The sequence below is a fragment of the Pseudopedobacter beijingensis genome (genome assembly GCF_042678145.1).
Taxonomy (GTDB): Bacteria; Bacteroidota; Bacteroidia; order Sphingobacteriales; family Sphingobacteriaceae; genus Pseudopedobacter; species Pseudopedobacter beijingensis.
The window spans coordinates 88,509-112,399 of record NZ_JBHUDG010000002.1 but is presented as its reverse complement, the minus strand read 5'-3'; the positions used below and the strand labels follow the sequence as shown (position 1 = coordinate 112,399).

The 23,891-nt window shown below is 38.0% G+C and carries 17 protein-coding genes; 5 read left to right on the top strand and 12 right to left on the bottom strand.

The features are described from left to right. The first annotated feature begins 218 nt into the window (after nucleotides 1–218). On the top strand, nucleotides 219–1,781 hold the full coding sequence (dnaB, locus tag ACFSAH_RS01425) for a replicative DNA helicase (protein ID WP_379661036.1): 1,563 nt from the start codon (nucleotides 219–221) through the stop codon (nucleotides 1,779–1,781). Nucleotides 1,782–1,812: 31 nt separating this feature from the next. Here dnaB and chrA read toward each other — a convergent pair whose 3' ends face one another. Beyond that, the gene (chrA, locus tag ACFSAH_RS01420) at nucleotides 1,813–3,018 is read right to left on the bottom strand and encodes a chromate efflux transporter (protein ID WP_379660900.1); all 1,206 of its coding nucleotides are present in this window, start codon (nucleotides 3,016–3,018) and stop codon (nucleotides 1,813–1,815) included. A 5-nt stretch (nucleotides 3,019–3,023) separates the two neighbouring features. Next, complete coding sequence (locus ACFSAH_RS01415) at nucleotides 3,024–3,353, bottom strand: tetratricopeptide repeat protein (RefSeq protein WP_379660899.1); 330 nt, start codon at nucleotides 3,351–3,353, stop codon at nucleotides 3,024–3,026. 49 nt (nucleotides 3,354–3,402) lie between these two features. Between ACFSAH_RS01415 and ACFSAH_RS01410 the strand changes: the two genes are divergently transcribed. The 4 genes from ACFSAH_RS01410 (at nucleotide 3,403) to ACFSAH_RS01395 (ending at nucleotide 7,176) form a co-directional block, all read left to right on the top strand. Next, nucleotides 3,403–4,140, top strand: a complete 738-nt coding sequence (locus ACFSAH_RS01410) for an electron transfer flavoprotein subunit beta/FixA family protein (protein ID WP_379660898.1) — start codon at nucleotides 3,403–3,405, stop codon at nucleotides 4,138–4,140. Between the two features lie 29 nt (nucleotides 4,141–4,169). Continuing rightward, nucleotides 4,170–5,147 (top strand): electron transfer flavoprotein subunit alpha/FixB family protein, encoded by a 978-nt coding sequence (locus ACFSAH_RS01405; protein WP_379660897.1) that lies wholly within the window; start codon nucleotides 4,170–4,172, stop codon nucleotides 5,145–5,147. A gap of 25 nt (nucleotides 5,148–5,172) precedes the next feature. Further along, nucleotides 5,173–5,790 carry a bifunctional nuclease family protein gene (locus ACFSAH_RS01400; RefSeq protein WP_379660896.1) on the top strand — a complete coding sequence of 206 codons (618 nt, stop codon included), beginning with the start codon at nucleotides 5,173–5,175 and terminating at the stop codon, nucleotides 5,788–5,790. 120 nt (nucleotides 5,791–5,910) lie between these two features. Beyond that, nucleotides 5,911–7,176, top strand: a complete 1,266-nt coding sequence (locus tag ACFSAH_RS01395) for a NupC/NupG family nucleoside CNT transporter (protein ID WP_379660895.1) — start codon at nucleotides 5,911–5,913, stop codon at nucleotides 7,174–7,176. A gap of 55 nt (nucleotides 7,177–7,231) precedes the next feature. Here ACFSAH_RS01395 and ACFSAH_RS01390 read toward each other — a convergent pair whose 3' ends face one another. From ACFSAH_RS01390 to ACFSAH_RS01345, 10 genes are read right to left on the bottom strand one after another with little or no spacing between them, the layout of a single operon-like run. Beyond that, nucleotides 7,232–8,923 (bottom strand): GMC oxidoreductase, encoded by a 1,692-nt coding sequence (locus tag ACFSAH_RS01390; protein ID WP_379660894.1) that lies wholly within the window; start codon nucleotides 8,921–8,923, stop codon nucleotides 7,232–7,234. 3 nt (nucleotides 8,924–8,926) lie between these two features. Then, nucleotides 8,927–9,433, bottom strand: coding sequence for a gluconate 2-dehydrogenase subunit 3 family protein (locus ACFSAH_RS01385; RefSeq protein WP_379660893.1), 507 nt, complete (start codon nucleotides 9,431–9,433; stop codon nucleotides 8,927–8,929). Nucleotides 9,434–9,436: 3 nt separating this feature from the next. After that, nucleotides 9,437–10,849, bottom strand: a complete 1,413-nt coding sequence (locus ACFSAH_RS01380; protein ID WP_379660892.1) for a sialate O-acetylesterase — start codon at nucleotides 10,847–10,849, stop codon at nucleotides 9,437–9,439. Nucleotides 10,850–10,884: 35 nt separating this feature from the next. Beyond that, nucleotides 10,885–11,745 (bottom strand): sugar phosphate isomerase/epimerase family protein, encoded by an 861-nt coding sequence (locus ACFSAH_RS01375; protein WP_379660891.1) that lies wholly within the window; start codon nucleotides 11,743–11,745, stop codon nucleotides 10,885–10,887. Nucleotides 11,746–11,784: 39 nt separating this feature from the next. Next, nucleotides 11,785–14,274: a hypothetical protein gene (locus tag ACFSAH_RS01370; protein ID WP_379660890.1), complete on the bottom strand. Its 2,490-nt coding sequence runs from the start codon at nucleotides 14,272–14,274 to the stop codon at nucleotides 11,785–11,787. 23 nt (nucleotides 14,275–14,297) lie between these two features. Beyond that, nucleotides 14,298–15,632, bottom strand: coding sequence for a hypothetical protein (locus tag ACFSAH_RS01365; RefSeq protein ID WP_379660889.1), 1,335 nt, complete (start codon nucleotides 15,630–15,632; stop codon nucleotides 14,298–14,300). A gap of 44 nt (nucleotides 15,633–15,676) precedes the next feature. Continuing rightward, nucleotides 15,677–17,677 carry an FG-GAP repeat domain-containing protein gene (locus tag ACFSAH_RS01360; RefSeq protein WP_379660888.1) on the bottom strand — a complete coding sequence of 667 codons (2,001 nt, stop codon included), beginning with the start codon at nucleotides 17,675–17,677 and terminating at the stop codon, nucleotides 15,677–15,679. 22 nt (nucleotides 17,678–17,699) lie between these two features. Continuing rightward, a complete protein-coding gene (locus tag ACFSAH_RS01355; protein ID WP_379660887.1) occupies nucleotides 17,700–18,689 on the bottom strand; it encodes a DUF5017 domain-containing protein in 990 nt (329 codons plus the stop codon). Nucleotides 18,690–18,728: 39 nt separating this feature from the next. After that, nucleotides 18,729–20,324, bottom strand: a complete 1,596-nt coding sequence (locus ACFSAH_RS01350; RefSeq protein ID WP_379660886.1) for a RagB/SusD family nutrient uptake outer membrane protein — start codon at nucleotides 20,322–20,324, stop codon at nucleotides 18,729–18,731. Nucleotides 20,325–20,342: 18 nt separating this feature from the next. Next, nucleotides 20,343–23,774 carry a TonB-dependent receptor gene (locus ACFSAH_RS01345; protein ID WP_379660885.1) on the bottom strand — a complete coding sequence of 1,144 codons (3,432 nt, stop codon included), beginning with the start codon at nucleotides 23,772–23,774 and terminating at the stop codon, nucleotides 20,343–20,345. Nucleotides 23,775–23,891: the final 117 nt, after the last annotated feature.

Sequence of the window (23,891 nt, the reverse complement as noted above, 5' to 3'; positions counted from 1 at the left end):
GGATTCAAATAGATGTTAATAAACAATTGCTTTTTTTATCAACAACCTGTTTATTCACCGAAACAATGAGGTTTAATGAAACTTTCTAACAAGTTATAAACAGCTTGTGTTAATAAGTTAATGCGCAAATGCATAATTTATTGATTAATCCACAGCTAATTACAGATAAGCACTCAAGAGTAGTTATTCTGAGTCGAAAAAATGGCTACTTTTGTAACATGAGTTTTGATGCCGAATCCAATAATTTACCTGTTTCAAGAGATAGAAGATCCAGATTGAATGCCCCTACAGTTCCTGCTTTTGGAAAATTACCTCCACAAGCACTAGATCTGGAAGAGGCTGTTTTGGGTGCCTTAATGTTGGAAAAAGATGCGCTATCTACTGTAATAGACATCTTAAAACCCAATGTATTCTACAAAGAAGCACACCAGAAAATATTTGAAGCAATACAGACTTTATTTACCCAATCATCTCCGGTTGATATTTTAACGGTAGCTGCTCAATTAAGAAAACAAGGTGATTTGGAAATAGTGGGTGGAGCATTTTACATCACCGAATTAACCAACAGGGTAGCTTCCGCAGCAAATATTGAATATCATGCGCGTATCATCTCTCAGAAATTCATCCAAAGAGAACTTATCAGGATCTCTACAGATATCATCAATCAATCGTATGAAGACACCAGCGACGTTTTCGAGCTGTTAGATTATGCCGAAAAAAACCTTTTTGACATAGCCCAAAACAACCTGAGAAGAGATTCCAGAAAAATGGATGATGTTGTAAAAGAATCGGTAAAATTATTAGAATCACTAAAAGACAAAGATGATTCTTTGACAGGTGTACCATCTGGTTTTACTGCTTTAGACAGAATAACTAACGGCTGGCAGAAATCAGATTTGGTGATTATTGCAGCAAGGCCCGCGATGGGAAAAACAGCGTTTGTTTTAAGCTGTGCCAGAAATGCTGCCGTACAATTTAAAAAACCAGTGGTTGTTTTCTCTTTAGAGATGTCCTCTGTACAGTTAACCAACCGTTTAATTTCTGGAGAGGCAGAAATTGAGCAGAATAAAATACGAAAAGGGAATTTGCTGGATTGGGAATGGCACCAATTGACTTCAAAAATAGGAAATTTGAGTGAAGCACCTCTTATTCTGGACGATACTCCTGCTTTAAATATATTTGAGTTTAGAGCCAAATGCCGCCGTCTGAAATCTCAGTACGACATCCAGATGGTGATTATTGACTATCTACAATTGATGAGTGGGAAAGCTGACGGAAAAGGCGGAGGAAACCGTGAGCAGGAGATTTCAAGTATTTCAAGGGCATTAAAGCAGGTAGCTAAAGAGTTGGAAATTCCGGTTATTGCACTATCTCAGTTAAGCCGGGCTGTTGAAAGCCGACCAGGAGGTGCTAAACGACCAATGCTATCGGATTTACGTGAATCCGGAGCGATTGAGCAGGATGCCGACATGGTACTTTTCTTGTACCGCCCGGAATACTACGGGTTGGATCAGGACGAAAACGGAAATTCAACGGCTGGTGTTGGTGAAGTTATCATCGCAAAAAACAGACACGGCGAAACAACAACCGTTCCTTTAAGGTTTATTGGCCAATACGTAAAATTTGCTGATCTGGAAGATGGCTACAACTCTTTGGGTACACCAGCATTAGATTCAGCAGCCAACACAGATCCGTTTTCTAACATGTCTCCATCGGCACAGTTTGATACCATTACCCTGAAACCAAAGAATTGGGATATGGATGATGATGCTCCTTTTTAGAAATCAAAAGGAACTATAAAACAGAGATTAATCACGAACTTAAGAAATAACCCACCAAAACTCCAGCCAATATCAGGTATGGAGTTTTTACTTTTGTAAAGTTCAAGATCAGGAAAGTTACTACCATAATCCCCATAGAAACCACATTAATACCCACCGGTGCCAGTAACATAAAAAAAGCGGCAATCATAAAACCTACAGCCACCGCATTTACACCGGAAAGTGACTTTCGGATCATGGTTATCTTTTTTAAATCGTCCCAGAAAGGAACAATAAATAACATCAGGATAAGCCCTGGCAGGTTAATACCCAGAACCGCAATTAAAGCTCCCCATATTTGTCCCGAAATACCGTAGCCCTGATTAGAGAAAGTCATGGCCCCAACATAAGAAGTAAAAGAAAAGGTAGGTCCGGGAATAGCCTGCTGCATCGCATAACCGGTCAGGAACTCAGTTTCCGTCAGGTAATGTTTCATTTCCACAAATTCGGTATACATTAAAGGGACCAATACATTACCCCCTCCAAATATTAGTAAACCATTTCTATAAAAGTTCTCAAAAGTTCTGACAGGCAAACTAAAGGGCGAAGTTCTGTTAATAATAGTTCCCAGTAACCCAAACAATAATAACACTCCCAAAAAGTACATTACTTTTTTTCGATTGATACTGGCGAAAAGATTTATTCTGATTTCAGCCTCACCCTGTCTGCTTTCTGTTGCCGAAGTAACTATGCCTCCCACCAGAATCATGAGTGGAAAAACATAGGCATTTCTGAGAATAAGAGAACATACTACGGCAATAGCCGCTAAACATACCGTTACATTCGAATTAAGAATCTTTTTCCCCAAAGAATAGGCCCCATAAGCTACAATTCCTAAAGCAATTGGCTCTATCAATCGGTTTACCTTTGTAAACTCCTGTTTTAAGGAAAACTCCTTGTAAGTTATGGCAATAAAACACATTAAAGCGGCCGAAGGCAATATCCACAGCAGAAAAGTCAATATAGCCAGATACAAACCGCCCACTTTATAAGCAATACCAATTAAGGTTTGTGTAGATGCAGGCCCCGGCAATATTTGTGTTAAAGAATTAAGCTCTAACAACTCCTCTTCGGTCAGGTAGCGTCTTTTAAGTACAAAATCATTCAAAAGTATAGCCAAATGAGCCTGGGGGCCCCCAAAAGAACTCATCATAAACCATAAAACATCTCTCAGAAAAATTATGTGCCTTTTATTCATCTGTATTAATCATACAATTCATCCTGCAAATTGTTGTACACACCAAGCAATTCACTCAATGCGTGATTATCCTTTATTTTTTTAGCCACCTCTATTCCCTTTTCATAGGTTTTCAAAGCATCTTCCTGTTTGCCCTGACTCTCATACAGTTTCCCTAGATGATAATAGGTACCCACATAATCTTCATGATTTTTTACCAAATCATGATAAAACTTTAAGGCCTCTTCTTCGTTATTTAATCGTAGATATTCGGTAGCGAGAGCATACTTTAAAAAAGGATCATTAGGTTCTGCTTTTAAAAATTCCTGTAGCTTCTCTAATCTGTTTATAGACATTGCAAAAGTGGGTTAAATAATTAAATTTGTAAACAACTCGATAAATCTTATGAAAATACTAGTTTGTATAAGTAACGTACCAGATACGACAACAAAAATAACTTTTACTGATGACAACACTAAATTTAATGATAATGGAGTGCAATTCATCATTAACCCTTATGACGAAATTGCTTTAGCCAGAGCTATAGAGCTGACCGAAGCTAATAATGGTGAAGTTACAGTAATACACGTTGGCGAAGCTACTGCCGAACCTACCATACGTAAAGCATTGGCTATTGGCGCACATAATTCCGTTAGAGTGAATGCAGCAGCGGTTGATACAAACTTTGTTGCTGCCCAAATTGCCAATTATGCAAAGGACAAACAGTTTGACCTTATACTTACGGGAAAAGAATCTATTGATTATAATGGTTCTTTAATAGCCGGAATGGTTGGTGAAATTTTAGATATCCCTTCTGTTTCAACTATAAAAAAAATCGATATTGAGGGTAGCAACGCTACGGTTGAACGTGAAATAGAAGGAGGTAAAGAGATTTTATCTATTCCACTGCCTATTGTTGCAGGTACAGCTGAAGGAGTAGCTGAACCGAAAATCCCTAATATGCGCGGCATTATGTCTGCAAGAACAAAACCTTTGGAGGTAGTAGAACCCATTGCTGTAGATAAACACGTGGCTATCAAAAAATACGATACACCGGCACCTCGGGGAAATGTAAAAATGATTCCGGCAGAAGAAGCCACTAAACTGGTAGATATTTTACATACCGAAGCAAAAGTTATCTAAAATTACGCTAACCTATAAAAAAGACAAACATGGCAGTTCTAGTATATATTGAAAATACCGATAATAAACTCAAAAAGTCAGCGTTAGAGACCGTTTCTTATGCAAAAGCTGTTGCCGAAATGCTGAACACCAATCTGGTAGCATTGTCAATTGGCAATGTAGCATCTGCTGAATTGGAGAGCCTGGGCAAATACGGGGTATCTAAAGTATTGAATACAAATAACGAGAAACTAAAAAGCTTTATTAACCAGGCTTATGCTTCTGTTATTGCCCAAGCAGCAAAACAAGAAAATGCAGATGTAGTTATACTCAGCAATTCTTTCGCAGGCAAAGGACTTACTCCACGTATAGCTATTAAATTAAACGCTGGGATTGCAGATGGTGCTGTAGATTTACCAGACACTACTGGCGGAAAATTTGTGGTTAAGAAAACTGCTTTCTCTAACAAGGCCTATGCGTATGTAGAGCTGGAATCCTCCAACAAAATTATTTCGCTTACACCAAATTCTTACAAGATTGTAGAAAAACCAGAATCTGTTACTGTGGAGGACTTTTCTGCAGCTATAAAAGATTCTGACCTTAAAACCATAATCAAAGAAATAGTAAGAGCTACCAATAAAGTTTCATTACCTGATGCAGAAATAGTTGTTTCCGCGGGCAGAGGTTTAAAAGGTCCTGAAAACTGGGGAATGGTAGAAGAACTGGCTAATTTATTAGGAGCTGCAACAGCCTGTTCTAAACCTGTATCCGATGCAGGATGGAGACCCCATTCTGAACACGTAGGACAAACAGGTTTGGCCATTAGTCCTAATTTATATATTGCCATAGGCATATCAGGAGCCATACAACACCTTGCGGGAGTATCCTCTTCTAAAGTAATAGTTGTAATTAATAAAGATCCTGAAGCACCATTTTTTAAAGTAGCAGATTACGGAATTGTAGGCGATGCTTTTGAAATAGTACCTAAAATTATAGAAGAAGTTAAATCTTTGAAAGCGAATAGCTAATTTTGTGTTGGGGATAAAAGATTAAATGAAGAAATTAAAATTAGACATCATAGGCTTATCTTATAGTCAAACTCAATCCGGAGCTTATGCATTAGTGTTAGGCGAAGTTAATGGAAGAAGAAGATTACCAATTATTATTGGTGGATTTGAAGCTCAGGCTATTGCTATAGAAATTGAGAAAATGACGCCAAGCCGTCCACTTACGCACGACCTCTTCAAATCTTTTGCAGATGCCTACCACATTAATATCCAAGAAGTTATTATTTACAATCTTATTGAAGGAGTTTTCTTTGCCAAGTTAATTTGTAACAATGGCGAGAAAACTCTTGAAATTGATGCCCGTACCTCCGATGCTATTGCATTGGCAGTACGTTTTAACTCACCCATATATACTTACGAGTTTATCCTCTCTACAGCGGGGATTATTATAGAAGGTAACGATTTCCTTTTTCTAGACAATATAGATTCTATAGAAGAAAGTGCGACAGTTAGTCCTTCGTCTTCCTCTACCACTTCATCAAAAGAAAATCTCGATAGTGTTTCTACTGAAGAATTACAGGAAAGGCTACAAAAAGCCCTTGCTTCTGAAGCTTACGAAAAAGCGGCTATCATTAGAGATGAGCTAAATAAGCGAAGCGAGTAAAATATTCCGTTTTTCTTTTTTTGAACGAAATTTTGTAGTTTAAATAAAGCTAACCAAAAATTCATTTTCAGGATGTCTTTTTTGGGGATATTTATCCTATAACTATAGAACATAAAATATATGCAGCGTTTTCACGGCATTATTGGAATTATCTTCATTTTAGGTATCGCCTACTTATTATCCAATAACAAGAAGAAAATAAATTACAGATTGGTTTTCAGTGGACTCGTACTGCAATTGCTAATTGCTATTGCTATACTAAAAGTACAACCTATACAATTCTTTTTTCAGAATATGGGAAAAGGCATGCAAAAGATAGAACAGTTTGCCAAAGCTGGTGCTGGTTTTGTTTACGGAGGAATTGCCACCCTGGGTACAGATGGACAGCCTCAACGCTATGAAATTGCCCATACTTTTGTATTTGCGTTTAACGTAACCGCGACCATTATTCTAGTCTGTATCCTGGTGGCCATTTTTTATTATTTGGGAATTATGCAACGTCTTGTCTCTCTCATAGCCAGAGGAATGAACGTTCTCATGAAAGTTAGCGGAGCCGAAGCTCTGAGTAATGTAGCCAGCGCATTTGTAGGACAGGTGGAAGCTCAGGTAATGGTTAGACCTTACCTGAAAGGCATGACAAAAAGCGAGTTACTAGCTTCTATGAGTGGCAGTTTAGCCTGCATTGCCGGAGGAATTTTAATTGTGTATGCTAATATGGGTGCACAAGCAGGTATGGACTTAGCTCCTAAACTCATTATGGCAAGTTTAATGGCCGCCCCGGGAGCACTTATCATAGCAAAAATTGTATTTCCGGAAACAGAAGAGTCACAAACCATGGGTAAAGTAAAGCTGGAAGTAAAAAGCGAATACACCAACCTTATAGATGCCATTACACATGGTGCCGGTGATGGCTTTAAGATTGCCATGAATGTTATTGCCATGATTATCGGATTTATTGCCTTAATTGCCCTTATAGATTGGTGTCTGTTGAACTTTTTTCACCTCTTCAACCCGGACCTGAACATTACATTAGACTGGATATTTGGAAAAATATTTTATCCCTTTGCCTGGGCTATGGGAGTGCCTTCTGAAGACTTAAACAGTACGGCAACACTATTAGGTCAAAAACTCACAATAAATGAATTTATAGCCTTTAAAAACCTAACCTCGCAACAAGTTCCCATTATTACTGAAAAAGGTCTTTTAATAGTCAGTATTGCTATCTGTGGTTTTGCTAATTTTAGCAGTGTAGGAATGCTGATTGGCGGTATTGGTACATTAGCTCCGGAAAGAAGAGCCGATTTGGCCAGATTAGGCATGAAAGCCCTGATTTGTGGCACCCTGGCTTCTTATCTTTCCGCTTCCATTGCAGGTATTCTGCTATAGCTTCTATTGTCAATAGCGGGAGGTATGACACCTCCCACATCAACAGGGTAGAGTATTAAATATTATTTTTCCTAAGCTCACCAATAGCATAATGACATGCTCTTGCTGTTAAGGCCATATAGGTTAATGATGGATTTTGCGTTCCCGTAGAAGTCATACAAGCTCCGTCAGTTACAAATACATTTTTGCAATGGTGCAATTGGTTCCATTCGTTTAACAATGATGTATTAGCATCTTTTCCCATCCTTACCCCACCCATCTCATGGATATCCAATCCTGGATTCCATTGGGCATCCTGAGTTTGTATATTTTTAAATCCTGCTTTATCAAACATATCTGCTATCTGTTCAAAATAATCTTTGAGCATCTTTTCTTCATTATCAGTATATTGAATATCAAAATCTAACAAAGGCACTCCCCACTGATCCGTATTTTCTCTGTTCAGTTTCACCCTATTAAATTCTCTAGGAATAGTTTCTCCCATCATGTGAGACTGTATAGCCCAATTACCATACTTCCGATCAAGAATCTGACTTTTAAGATCTTCTCCAAAACCTTTCAACGCCTCTTGCATACGTAGTGCCTTAAAACCTGCAGCATATCCACGGAGGAAGTTAGTTTCCTGTCTATGTAAATTCCTGAATCTTGGAATATAAAGACTCGTAGGTCTCCTCCCTTCAGAATAGCTATCCAGCATTCCATCAAATTCTGCGGTAATCCTTCCCCTGTAATTATGAAAAGCTACATACTGGCCAAGTATATCATTATCGTTGCCCAATCCATTAGGAAAACGATTTGAGGTAGAGTTTAATAATATAAGATTTGTATTAAGGGTACCAGCATTAACAAATATCACTTTCGCATAATAGACTTTCTCTTCCTTAGTAAGTGTATCAATTACTCTTACACCGGTAGCTTTTCCTTTATGTTCATCATATAATATTGAATGCACCACAGACTCTGTCTTTAACGTAAGCTTACCAGTCTTTTGTGCATAAGGGATTGTTGTAGAATTACTGTTAAAATACCCTCCAAACGGACACCCTCTCTGACATAGGTTACGTGTCTGACAAGTACCTCGTCCTTGTTCCAGATGAACTGGCTGAGGCTTGGTCAAATGAGCGCACCTACCCATAATCACTTTTCTATCAGCATAAAGTACAGACATTTTATTTTTAAAATACTGCTCTACAGCTGTCATTTCCATCGGAGGAAGAAACTCTCCGTCCGGAAGTTCTGCCAAACCATCCTTATTTCCCGATATGCCTACAAATTTTTCGACATAGCTATACCAGGAAGCTAAATCTTTATAACGAATAGGCCAATCTACTGCAAATCCGTCCCGTAAAGGTCCTTCAAAATCAAAATCACTCCAACGTTGGGTCTGCCTCCCCCATGTTATGGACTTTCCGCCTAACTGATAACTCCTGATCCAATCAAAAGGCTTTGTCTGCGTATAGGGATGTTGCTTATCTTTCACAAAGAAATGAATGGCATCTTCCTTAAAAGCATAACATTTACTGGCAATTGGATTCTCCTGTTTCACCGCATCGGTCAATTGTCCTAAATGGGCAAACTCAAAAGGCATATTGCTGGTTGTAGGATAATCTTTGAGGTGTTCAACATTTCTCCCCCTTTCCAGTAACAAAGTTTGTAATCCATTTTCACATAACTCTTTCGCTGCCCAACCTCCCGATATACCGGAACCAATCACTATAGCATCGTATTCGTATATTTCCCGCTCCATTTTCTAAATTTTAATTATTCCTCTGAAAGGTCCCGGAACTAATTTGTAAGGCACTAATTCGGTCATTACATATTCCGAACAAGTATATGCTTCTATAGTACGCTCTCTTATTATTTTTAAGAAATCATTCAGTTCATCAGGATGATTTCCACTTAATACACCCAACCTTTCCTTTGCTGATAAATGCTCGAAATGCATACTTCCAATTTTTAAGTCTTGAAAATGCTGCATGCCATTTTTGAAAGAAGTAAGCTCTTCCCGGCTACTGCAATCGTTAACCATTTTAGCAACAAATACAGGCAAGCCTAAATCTATAGCTCCCGGTGTGTCCGTTTTTGGAATAATAGTTTCTGTAAGTATTTCCAATAATTGCTCTTGCTTTCGACTAAGCTTTAACCTATCAAGATTAAATTGAGGATCTTCTGCACATGAAGAAAACAGCGATGGCAATAATATAGTTCCTGTACTCAGAAAAAACATTCTTTTAATTAATACCCTGCGCTTCATCATCTCCTATTTATTGTCGTTTACCATTTCCCAGACATCTGTTCTAAATGACGATGCAGGCAAACCGTATTTATTAAACAAATCTCCAGCGGTCCATCCTTTAAAAGCGTATCTGACAGCCACTGGCTGCTTTACATCAACTGCCTGCACTATAATGTGATCTTTCTGAATTTTTGCCTTAGCCGGAAAGAACACCTTATCCTTACCCGCTATCTCAAAATTTACTGAAGTACCATTTTTAAAATAAAGTCCTTCTGCATGGTCAAAGTATAACTTAATCTTATCAGCCTGCACTTCAATTTTGTTATAAACAGGTCCAGAAGAAGGAGTCTTTTGACCATAAGCTTTTGCCATGGCCAGCTTAAAAAATCTTTCTGCCACTGGTATTTTAGCTGCCGGATGGATATCTTTTTCCTCCCCAATATCCAATAATACCGCCATACCCGAATGAGGAATTTCTTTTAATGCTTTCAGCTGCGCCTCTCTTAAATAAGGAGCTTTCCAATTTGCACTTTTATAATCCCAGGGGGCAATCTGCGCATATATAAAAGTCATATTATCATTTTGCCACCTGCTTCTCCAATCTTTTACCATTGCCGGAAAAAGTTGGGCATATAAATCAGGTTCTTTAACATTATGTTCTCCCTGGTACCAGATAAATCCCCGGGCACTATACGGAATCAATGGATTAATCATGGCATTAAACAACCCTACCGGCGTATTTTTATTACTAAAAGTTTTATCTTCCTCTAGTGGAGGTTTTACACTCGTAAATGGCTGTAAACTTTCACGACTCATCCATCCCTGTATAGCAGTACCACCCCATGCCGACTGAATAATTCCTACCGGAACTTTTAGTTCTTTTTCTAATTGATTGGCAAAATAATAGGCTACAGCACTAAAATTAGTTACAGATTCAGGGGAAGCAGATTCCCATTTTCCCATTAGATCTTTCTGAAGAAGTCCTTTTGAATTTGTACTGCCTTTAAATAACCTGATATTATTATTTGCAGCATTTTTGATCAACTCATCACCACCCTGTATTTTCTGATTAGAGAAACCACGCAAAGGCATTTCCATATTAGATTGCCCCGAAGCTATCCAGACTTCACCTATCAAAACATCTTCAATAACAGTCTCATCTCCATCATTTACTGTTAAACGATAAGGCCCACCCGCTTTAGGCGTTTGGATATGGATAGACCAATCACCGGCTTCACTACTATTTACAGAGTATGTTTTTCCATTCCAACTGGTCTTCAATGTTATGGATTTATTTTTTTCTGATACTCCCCAGATAGCTACTTTTGATTTTTGCTGTAAAACCATTCCCGAGGAAATAAACGAAGGTAACTTTACCTTTGCTTCCAGATTGATAGCATAAATACAACTGAGTACTACTAAAAATATTCCTTTCATATTTCTTAATATAAGTTTGTCTCTGTCTGGACAATCTATTTTTTTGTTTCCGCAACTATTTTTCTAAAGTTATCAACACTAGCCTTTACATCTGGAGCATTGTTTTCCCAATTATATTCGTATTCTGCTGATAGCATCCCTTTAAATCCCTGACGTTTCAGTTCTGCAATTACGCCTGCTATGTTGTTAACTCCCGTTCCCCAATGTACATCGTGAGCTTTCTTATTCCCTTTCTCGTTTAAATCTTTAAAATGTAGCTGGTATATTTTACCTTCTAGTTTTTTAAGACTTTCCACAGGATCTAAACCCGACCGTACCCAATGTCCTATATCGGCACAGGCTCCCAACCTTTTGCTCTTTCCATCAATAGCTTTCAGTACTGTTTCTGGTTTCCAATAAAAAGAAGGATCCGGATGATTGTGAATAGCTGCATTTATCTTAAACTCGTCGCATAGCTTAGATATTTCAGGTAACAAGCGTTCTTCAGGTTCACAAGTGATTGTTTTGATACCCATAGATTTTGCAAAAGCAAATATTTTGCGCCAATCACTATCATCTTTGGTTTTTATTACTCCGTAAGACACCAATTTTATATTTTTCTTCTTCAGAAGATTTTTCAAGTATTTCTTACTGCTTTCAGACATGCGGTAATCCATTTTCTCTGTTATACCACCACCTATCTCCTGTTGCGGATAAGCCTCAACATAATTTAATCCGCAACTTGCTATTTTATCCAATGCCTCAGTAAATGTAAACCGGTTAAAGGTATACGCCTGCGCCCCTAACTGCCAGCCTAATTTTCCTTCCGGATGATTACCAGGCTTATTATTTTGGGCTTTACATGCCAGTTGTACCAATACAGCCAGCATAATCATCATAATTTTGTTTGCTTTCATTAATTATATTACAAGTTTTAACATAAAACGGGTTAATACCTATCTTAGAAATTTCACTATTTTAAATGTATCATCGTCAAAATCTATTCTGGCAACGTATCCTCCTTTTTTCAGAGACACGGGAAGCATGACACTTTTATCTTCCATTCTACCGGTATAAATATTTTGACCGGAAATGGAAGAAATGGCTATTTTCTTTGGTTTGGATGCAAAACCAACCAACAGCACATGAACAAACTGATCTGTAGTACGGATAACAACTTCTTGTTTTTCCAGAACTTTACCCGTAACCAAAATAGTGGAGAGCTCTTTAGTTTTTCCATCTAAATCCGTTTGAGATAATCTATAGTAATTAGTACCTAAACCAGGGTTGCCATGTAAGTATGCATAAGTTTGCCGAACCAGAGAGTTCCCCCTTCCTGATATATTTGTCAGGTTATAAAAAAACACACCATCTCTGGAGTGTTTAATCGTATAATAAGCATTATTAATTTCAGGAGCCACAGCCCATTCTAATTCGATGCCAGACGTACTGTTATTTCCTTTAAAATTTATCAAACCAACAGGAGTGGTACTTTCTACTATCCTGATACACCTTACAGCATACCCATTGCTCCGGCTAACATTAAGAGTGGTTGCACCAGTGCTAACCAGGTTAAGCAAATAAGCCCCTCCCGACGCTCCTGCGGTAGATGACCAAAATCTGGTTGTATTGGTATTGGTGTTCAACACCCCTGTTGAGCCATCACGAAAAGTGGTTGAAGGAATTTTAAGATTAGAATTAAATGCCGTTGTATTATTGGTGATTCCCTCTGTATCCCTTAGGTTTTCCCATTCAAGTATAGTGGGTAATCTCCACTGTTCACCCAATAGCTTTTTACAAGGATCACAGCCATTTGTTGCCGAAATATCACTTGGGGATGCCGCTTCAACTTTATCTGTAGCCATTCCTCCACCCCACCATCTATTCGTGGCTGTTGAGTTAAAATAAAACGGGGTTAAACCTGTAATTCCTAAACCTGAGGGATTATTTGGGGATGGAGGTATGCTTGATGTTGTTGCTCCCGATCTATATTGATGTCCGTCGTCCCAACGTCCCCATTGAAACAGATCCCCCCACGAAGCCTGATCTGTGACCCGATCAGTAGCCACATTTGACGAACCTAAATTTTGTTGTAACCACACCTTACCATCTTTTGCCCTTACGGTGGTGTATACCACTTCATTGTTATGATATACCAGGCGAACATAACCTGTACTTCCCTCAACAGAATCAGGAACTTTTTCTAAGGGAGGTGGTGTCACGGGTGGATCTGAAGGGAATGCCGTCAGGTAATTTCTAAAATTTTCTAACCTTCCAAAAGTAACCCTATTGGCATTATGGTAATTATAAGCTCCATCGTAAGATGTTCGTACCAGATAAATCAAATCGTCTCCATCAAAATGCCAATCTGGATATTGAAAGCCAGTTTTTGCAACAGAAACAGAAAATGGCAACCCTTGATCATCTTCCATCAGCGTTTTTATATAATGCCAATTGCGCAAATTTGTAGAACCATACAAAGACAATATATTTCGCTGTTGCGGATAGGCGGTATTTGTATTATTGTTAACCATTGCCAGATAAATGCCGGTAACCGTATCGGGACGGATAACAAATTTATGCAGACCGCCAGGAAAATCTATAAAATCGTCAGGAGTAAAAGTGGCGGAATTTCCATCGTCACTAATTCTAATAATCGCCGCTTTATCTATGTAGGGAACAGAATTAACCCTTATTATATTCAACAGTTTCCCTAATGGATCTACGACTGTATTTCCCTCTATCCACCCTGTTGTTGTCGGATCCGATCCGGAGGGATCCCATCCCGCATTATAAGCAACTTTTGTACTCATTGTCCAATTGGCAGGAACCATCAGATCTGCATTTTCTGCTACAGATATTACAAAAGCTCTGTATCCTCTTGCCCATTGAAATTGTGTATCCAATGCTTCAAAAGCTCTAAATAACCGACCGTTATGCTTTACCACAGGTGTGGGAGCGCCGTGATACCTAACTGGCTGATTGGGTATATCTTCGTCAAAAAGTGTTACCGGAACAGACCAGGTAGCACCATTATCCGTAGAACGGCAAATAACAATGGTACGCGAGGTAACACCAGTACCGGCATTCGTTCCTAAAAAATATATATTCCCCTGATGCTCGAAAAGGTTTGCCCAAAATAGCCCTGTAATATCCGTGATATGAGTCCAGGTAGCTCCATTATCCTGCGAACGGTAAACTCCTGTAGTATTTGAAGTTGTCCCATTATAGTCATGAGACGCCAGAATATCACCATTGGATAATTTAAGTAAACTGGGACTTCCTAGAAAAACACCTGTTGCCGCATCCTGATACTTTACTTCGCTTAGCCAGGGAGGACCTGCCAACACCTGACCATCCATTACTTTCCCTATGGCATATACCCTGGACGAATGTATCGTTATCCATACCGAAATTGCAATCAGACTTATCTTAATGAGTTTCATAACATGATATACTTAAAGTCTGTTTATTTGATAAATTTCACCATTTTAAACGTATTATCTTCAAAATCTACCCTGATAACGTATCCACCCTTTTTAAGGACTAATGGAAATGTTATATTATCATCATTGATTTTGCCTGCATATATATTTTGACCGGTAATAGAAGAAACAGTAATTTTTCTGGGCTTAAACTCAAAACCTGTCAACAATACATTAACAAACTGATCCGTGGCCTTGACCATGATTACTTCTTCTCCTGGCCCTTTATCTGCAACCAGAATAGTTGAAAGTTCTCTGTATGTTCCGTCTAAATCCGTTTGAGATAATTTATAATAATTCACTCCAGAAACAGGGTTGCGGTGTACATACGTATAGATTTGCTTTACTGATGAATTTCCTTTTCCTGTTACATCTGTCAGGTTTTTAAAAAACACCCCATCACCGGAATGTGCAACTGTATAATAAGCATTATTATATTCTGAGGCTATTGTCCATTCTAGATTTATACCCAACGTACCGCCTTTACCCTTAAAGTTTATAAAGCCGACGGGAGTGGTCACTGGTTTGTTAATGCAACGAACAGCATACCCCTGTGCTCTCGAAATATTGGTTGTATTGGCTACTGATGAACCAAGATTAAGAACAAAAGCTCCGCCTCCACTACCTGCTGTACCAGACCAATACCTTACTGTATTATAATTAGTCAGACGATTTCCTGTAGTTGCATCTCGTGGTTTTATTGCAGGTATTACCAGACTGGAGGTAAATGCCGTATTTGCATTGGTTATATTTTCTGCTATTATTGCCGCATCCCACTCTGCTTGTGTGGGTAACCTCCAATCTCCTCCCATTAGTTTTTTACATGGGTCACAACCATTTGTTGCGGTTACATCATCAGGACTACCTGCTTCTGCCTTGTCCGTGACAACACCACTTACCCACCACAAATTGCCAGAGGAGCCTTTATAGTAAAAGGGATTGTTTCCTGTCTTATTTAATCCTGCTGGATTATTAGGATTAAGATTTGCTGTTATATTTTCTGCCTGCGTTGCTCCTGTTTGGTGTCCGTCATCCCAACGTCCCCATTGGAATAAATCTCCCTCGGCATTAACATCTCCATTTTGACTGATTGCCACTTTAGAGGATCCTAAATTCTGCTGTAACCATATATTACCATCCTTTGCCCTTACAGTACTATAAGTTACCTCATTTCCCCCGTACATAAATTTCACAGTACCTGTATTTCCCGGTGTTGAACCGGGTGATGTTTCCGCTAGCGACTGCGCCAACGAAACTTTTACAATACCGACAGAAGCCAATATTATTACACCAATTTGTTTTAGTCTGTTTTTTTTCATCTTTAATTTATTTTTTAAGTTTATAATCGAATGAGATTTTATGATCACTCGCAGGTTTTTGGATTTTTAAACAAGTAAAATCTTCCATCCTCACCACCCGCAAGAATATCTTTCACAAATCCCTCTTTTGTTAATACAGGACTTACCCAACAACCATGTCTGTCCATATTTATAAGCTCTCCATTTTCCTGACAAATTACTTTTGGCCTTTCAAAAACAGGTTTTTCATTGGTCCCTTTATTTATAAGCACATAAGCTGTTGCATAAGGTTTGGCTTCTTCTACTTCTTTGGATTGGAACATGTGAATACCCTGCCCAAACAGAATATCCCATTTTCCATCACGGTTATAATCGCATACACTTAATGTAGCTCTGCCTTCATGTCCGGCAAAACCTACTATGCGTATATTTTCTCCATTTTCCCATTTTAATGGAATTTCTTCTGTCAATTTATCGGCATTGGTTCTCTCCCTAGCATAACGACACAATATCCCCGAACCGTTAATAGCGAGCATTTGTTCTGATTGGAAATTCGAGGAAAGATAATGAGAAGGGATTACGCCGGGTTTGCTTCTCCATGCAGCTCTAAAAGGTTTACCAGTATATTCCAATGCTATTGCCTCTGCTAATTTCGGGCTTTGCTTGCTTCCTATATTTTTATAGACTGTATACTCGCCTTTTACATCATTACAAAGAATATCCAATAAACCATCATTATCCCAATTCACAACAAATGGTTGCACATAACCCCATCGTTTTTCGTTAGGACCTTGTATTGATCCTGTTAATCCTGCCTGATGCTGAATGACTTTACCCTTTGCTTCTAACTTTACTCCTGGTTTCCATACAGGCGTTTCATCTGTCCCTGTATTTTTAAAGAACCATATAAAGCCCGATGAGTCGCCACCAATAATATCGGCTATACCATCTCCATCCCAATCAATCCATTGCGGAGCTGCCAGTGTCTGGATATGCAAATCTCCTCCTTTCATTTTCACGGGCCTTTGTTTCCATTCGGATGCTTTTTTATCAAAGTAGTATTCGATTAAAATTCCGGGATTTCCCCCCATTATAAATCCAGGCCTTGCAGCTAAATCTTTATAAACAGGTTGTGTAGAACTTATATCTGCACCGCTATAAAGCTCCTTTGTTCTCTCAGAAATCCCTTTAGGTAGTTTTTTTTCGAAGAAATTTAAAGTCCCCTTTAATAAAGCCGTTTCGTACAATGTAACCTTATCTACATCCCATGTAAGTAAAATCTGCTGTTCTTTTTTACCCAATACTTCTACTTCGAATATTCTTGAGGGACTTTGGTAAAACTCCAATGTTAGAGGTTGATTATTAGATAGTACTTTCTGATAGGCTCCAAACTCCCAGTTATCTTTGCTAACAATCTCGGCATAACTAAACTGCGCTTTTGTCTTTTCTCCTTTCCAGTTTCCCTTTGCATCAAACCCTTTATTAAATCCAATTTCCGGATTTGATGGATATACCCATGGATTTTTACCTCCCGGCCAATAAGATTTGCCTTCGTTTACATAAGAATACTTCACCAAAAACGTCCCTTCCCGATTTTTAATAATCGTAAAATCACCAATCAAAGGATTACCTCCCACGGTCACAGGTGTTGTTTTCATTACCGTCAGGTTATCTTCTTTCGCAAATTGTACATGTACCCAACGTTTTGTTTTTTTCTCCGTAAAGAAATATTCAGGCTGATTTCCATCTACATAAATTGCTCTGCTTAATCCATACTCCTTACTAAAACTCTCCTGCTTTACAGGCCTGTCGTACAATAAAGAGCCATCTTCTGTTTTCCCTAAAAATTTACAGGTATAAAATCCACCACCAAGCAGAGAGATACTTACCAGTAAATCTCCATTGGGCAAAACAGTAGGTTTTAAGTCTAATCCAAAACCAAAATCCGAAATGGTAGACTCTTCATATTTCAATGGTTTAGGTAAACTAAATTGTGCTATTGTTATTTTCCCTTGGGCAATAAAATAGCTTAAGAACACTATAATTGTATTCCTCAACTTTCTCATCTTAAATATTTTATTTATATGATTATGGCTCTACTATAATTTGTAATCGTTGTATATTTTCTTTCATTCCATCTTTATTTGCATTGGTAGCAATAAAGACCACATTATAGGTTCCGGCTTTTTTATAGATATATTTGTATGAAGTAAGAGGTACATCTGTAAGAGATTTGATACCTACACCGGGGTTTCTACCCACATTCTTATCTGTAATAATAAAGGAGTTGCTTAAACACCACATTTGATTAGTTTCTGTCGCAGTTCTTAATCCCCTCATAGTTACTGCGTAAGAAGTTGTCGAGATTTCAAATGGGACAGGATTTGTTCCCCATGCCGCTATACCACCCTCATAAACAGGTTTCCATCCGGCATTTCCCTGAGTCATCAACGTAGTGTTCCCAGATGTTGTAACCGATGTAAGGTTTAAAGCCTGAAATCTCCAGATTGCCGATTTTCCTGTTTGATTATTATTTGGTCTGTTGGTATACCTGAATGCAAAATAAGTGGTTTTATTCTTCACAATAGAATCCACAATATTAACTGTACCCGATGAAATATACGGATTGGTACTTAAACAGTTTAATGGACTCCATGTAAATTTATTCGTTAAATCTTTCCAAACAGCATTTTTTATTCGCTGTACAGAATCTTCTTTGGTTGCTCCTGCCAAATCAAGATCATTAGTAACCAGTACATGAAACTGATCATCCTGGCATAATGGTTCTGTACCTCCTTGCCCACGAACCTGATTCTGAAAAGAAAGATTAAGTTCTCTGATATCAATTATACTATCACGATTTATATAGGCATAATCATTACCAAATTCGCCCGAATAAAAAGTAATGATGTTGGGATTTCCCATTAAATTAAAACTCACAGTGTCACCTTGTTTCACTGTTTTATTCAGAACAGACACACTAAAATCCGGTGAATCTATTTTTAAGTCTTTAGAACATGAAGCTATAACTCCAAGAATTGCTAAAGCCCCTATGAAACACTTTATCTTTTTATACATGATAACTTCATTTAAGTTTATGATTTTCCTGAATAGACATTACCATCCCTCATTTTGAACCAGGTTAGGATTGACTCCCATTTCATACGAAGGAATTGGCCATATTACATCTCTTGGTGTCACGTTAGTATAATAATTACGCATAGAAACATAAAGCGTATTGGTCCCGGCAGGAGCCTCTGTTAACCTCTGCTTCATGTTGGTATAAAAGTCTCCCCAGCGTACAAGGTCATTCTTTCTTAAGGATTCAAAACACAACTCCCTCGCTCTTTCATTTTTTAGCTCTGCCTTAAATACGGTATAAGATGTACCTGTTGGTAAATCTGCAGACGTATTATTGCCTTTAACATCAATACCTTTTGCTCTTCTTCGCACCTGATTGATAAATTTCAATGCGTTTTCAGGGTTTCCTTCCGATTCATTAATGGCCTCTGCATACATCAGCAACACATCTGCATAACGCAGTAAAGGAAAATTCTGTGGAGTTTGTGTAGTCGTTTTTGGAAATACCTTTTCATATTCTCTTCTGAATTTCCCGCAAAACCTTTCTATAATCAAACTTGTTGGCGAAAAAGCTTCTTTTCCTGCGTCTGTATATTTATATGGAGCTATGGCACAATCACGTCTTAAATCATTGGCATCATATAATCTATAAAGCCAGGGGTGTGGTCTTACCATTCCTTGCGAAAATCCCCAACTTGCAGTTCCGGTCGCCGAATAAGCAATGCCATTAATAATTCCTACAGCACCTCCTGCTGTACTATAAATACCAGTTCCATTTCCCCAAAATTCAACTTCCCATATACTTTCTTCTTTATCATATTCATCTGCAGAATAATTGATAAATACGCGTTCATAAGATGGATTAAGTTGATGAAAATCGAGATCAATAACCTTTTTAGCCCATTTAGCGGCTTCCTGATATCGAGCTGTTTCATTTAACGGATATCCGGCCATATACAGGTTAACCCTTGATAGTATTCCCCATACAGTTGATTTACTCACCCTTCCTGCCGATTTTACTATTTTGATATCTTCAACTAAATCTGCCGCCTGCTCCATGTCAGAAAGTACCTGCTGATAAACCTCCTGTGCTGTAGAACGGGGTAATTGAGTATATTCGTCTTCACTGGAAACCGGTGGATCTAAAACCAATGGAACTCCGCCAAACCTGCTTACCAGCATAAAAAAGTAATAACCTCTTAAAAAAAGTGCTTGTCCTTTGATATTACTTCTTTCTGTGGCCTCAATATCAATTTCTGGATTATCAATATTTTTAAGTAACAGATTTGCCCTGCTTATACCTCTGTACAATGCTCTCCAATGATTAAGTATTTTGTCGTCAGTAGTATTTACAACATAGTACCCCATGGTTCCATTATCTGTTGGAAAATGCATAAATCCCTCATCAGCTTCTAAGCCCATGCGACCCAGCATCGTATTTCCATAAGTAAAAGTTTCGGCAAGAATGGCGTACACACCTCTAAGCGCAATATCTAACTGCTGTTTGTTTTTATAATAGTTCTCCGTAGATGCCACGTAATTATCTGGTTTTACATCCAGAAAACCGGTACAGGATGAGATACTTATCAGCACCCATGCAAAAAGTGGAATAAACAATATCTTCTTTATCATTTCTTTAATGATTTTTTATTAAAAATTAGCTTTTACACCCGCTGTTACCGTCAGATTTCGGGGATAGGAAGAATAATCAAAACCTGGTGTTAACGTCGAATGCCTTACAGATACCTCCGGATCATATCCGGTGTAATTTGTCCATGTATATATATTCTGGGCGGCACCATATATTTCCAGTGATTTTAGTTTCCCTCTCATTTTCTTAGGAAATGCATAACCCAACTGTACTGTTTTTAACCTTAGGAACGAACCGTCTTCTATAATTTTGGTAGAATACCTTCCTTTTGGTCCAAAACCACCTACTCTAAAATTTTCGTTTGTCGGATTATCTGGAGTCCAGTGGTTTTCGTAAGATGCAAATTGATTTAGATTTACCCTATTCGCCATATTTCCTTCAAAGGCCAATCGGTTAGCATTGATAATATCATTACCGTAATTCCACTGAAAAAACACGTTTAAGCTAAATCCTTTGTAAGTAAAATTATTGTTAAACCCTCCAAAATGTATAGGTAAGGCCCTTCCTATTATCACCATATCTTTTTCGTTTACCGTACCATCCCTATTAAAATCCACATATTTAATATCACCGGGTTGTACATTGGTATTACCATTTGTAGAGACACCCTTTTTCAAAACATAAGATGTACCTATTAAATCAAAATCTTCGTATTGATAATTTCCATCCCACACATAACCATATAATGCTGACGCTGGTCCGCCTACTTGTGCTATATAAGAGAAAGAACCATTGTAGTCCCCGGTAAAAGGCACCCAGGATAACATATGAGACTGACCTTCTGAAAGTTTCAGTATCTTATTTTGGTTAAAACTGATATTAAATGAAGATTCCCAAGAAAAGTCTTTTTTCTGGATATTGATGGTATTTACAGAAAATTCCAATCCCGAGTTTCTAACCTTCCCTACGTTTTTAAATACCGCATTAAACCCTGTAGCTAACGGAACATTCGCATTCAGCAATAAATCGCTGGTATTTTTGTTATAAAAATCCACTGTAAAATTCAATCGGTTCTTTAACAGCGAAATGTCATAACCTATATCTAACTGAGCTGTTTTTTCCCATTTCAAGTTTGGATTCCCCATACTGCTAACCGCTGCTGCATAATATGGTTCTTCGTTACCAAAAGAATAATAATCTGCAATATTTAATGTCTGAAAACGACCAAAATCACCTATCCTATTATTACCGGTAATACCATAACTTACGCGTAGTTTTGCGTCATTAATCAGTCGTGAACTTTTCAAAAAGTCTTCCCTGCCCATTTGCCAGGCAAAAGCTCCTGAAGGAAAGAAACCCCATCTATTAGCTGGTGCAAATTTAGACGAACCATCTGCCCTTAATGAGGCTGTAAATAAGTACTTGGACTTTAGATTATAGTTAACTCTTCCTAAATAGGACATTAATGTATTTTTAGATAATACAGACTTTACACTTTTAGGAGTACCAAAATCTAAAGCTCTCACTCCCAATTCCTCGTTAACTATCCTATCTGTTTCAAAACCAAAGTTTTCCAGAGTAGTACCTTGCAATGTAAAAGCAGCAGTAACATCAAAATAATGATCCTTATTTAATCTCTTTTTATAAGTAAGCCTGTTTTCATTTACCCAGGTATTTAATTCTATGTCTCCATAAGTACCATTAGCTCCATTTGGATTCCAATTTGATTTGAAGCCTTTATACGTTTGTGAATTATTGAGTACTTGACTTTTGGTAAATCTTTGATTATACCCGCCTCTTACATTAAATGTAAGGTCATTGGTAATATTATAATTTAATCCCGAATTGATAGACAGGTCTGATCTTGTTTCCTGACGGATTTCATTTTTAGTTGAAATAAGCGGATTCATCAAAAACAGCGCATTTTCATCTTCAGGGTCAATCAACTCGTTAATAATATCTGTTTCATTAGCCACAGGTCTATACCCCAAAATACGGTACATCAGATAAGAAGCATAAGAATTTGAACTCGATTTCATTTCAGAAGCCAGAGAACCATAATTCTTATCTTTAGCATAGTTAATATTTATATTGGCCTTTAGCTTTTTACTAATTGTTTGCTCTACAATAGCTCTGGTTTGTACCCGATTAAAACCCGAATTAATAACAATTCCATCCTGATCCACTAACGACCCGGAGAAAGAATACTTTGTAAAATCTGTTGCACCTCTGACAGAAATATTATGATTATGCATAGCTGCTGTTCTGAATAACAGTGATTGCCAATCTATACTTTCTGAATTTTTATAGTCGTCAAGAGCCTTTCCTGGTTTTTGGAAATAAAGCTTTTCTGTACCTTCGGGACTCAATTCATACTGGTATTTGACAAACTCATAAGGGTTCATCATCTTCATTCTTTTAGTAGGTTCCTGAATGCCAAAATATCCATGATAAGCTATTTGCGGCGGTCCTATCTTACCCTTCTTGGTTTCTATAATTACCACACCATTTGCCCCCCTTGAACCATAAATAGCTGTCGCCGATGCGTCTTTTAATACAGAAATGGTTTCAATATCTTCGGGATTTAGTGATGAACTGGAAAAATCTTCTATCGGGAAACCATCCACCACATACAAAGGAGAATTGCTTTGTGTCAATGAGTTTCCTCCTCTAATCACAATATCTATTCCTGCCCCCGGTTGTCCTTCATTAGACATTACCTGGACCCCGGCAATACGTCCGGCCAGGGCTTGTTCAAAAGTAGGTACAGGAGCTTTTTGTAAATCCGTTACCTTAACTTCCCCTACAGATCCGGTCATATCTCCTCTTTTAACCTCTCCATAACCAATCACCACAATTTCATCAAGACCTGTATTTTGCAATTTCATGGCAACATTGATGACCTTTCTTTGGGTGACTTTCACTTCCTGAAGAACAAATCCAATAAAAGAAAAAGTAAGTACGGCATCATCTTTTACAGAAATAGCATAATTCCCCTCTGCATTAGATACTGTTCCGGTAGCAGTGCCTTTTACCCTTACACTTACACCCGGAAGGGGTTCACCTTTCTCGTCGGTTATCCTACCACTTACCTTAATTACAGGAGGTTGCTGAGATTTTACAGGTTCTTCTTTACGTATTATAACTATGGTCCTGTTATTGATTTTATATTTAAGGGGAAGACTGATAAAGCATTCGTCTAAAACCTGCTGAACATCCTTATTGATGGCATTAAGTGTAACGGGTTTAAGTCCTGCAAACACCTCGGAATTACATAGAAAGTCATAGTCAGTCTGTTTCCGCAGCTGGTTAATGACCTCTTCCAAAGAAGCATTCTTTAATTTTATATTAACTTTTTGTGAGTAACCTGCAGCACTAACCTGCATAAAGGCTATCATCCATAATATAAAAGTAAGCTTCATAATCAGCAATAGTTTATAGGGCACAGAGGAAAATACCCCGCATATAAATGCCGTGTTTTTTTTATACATTTGAATGTTGGTTTAATAAAAATGATTGTGTCGAAACAATTTGATTTGTTAACCAGACGTCACAGTTACAAACTGTTAAACCAGGGGCGGAGCTAACGCTCCCGGTTTATTTTGGTT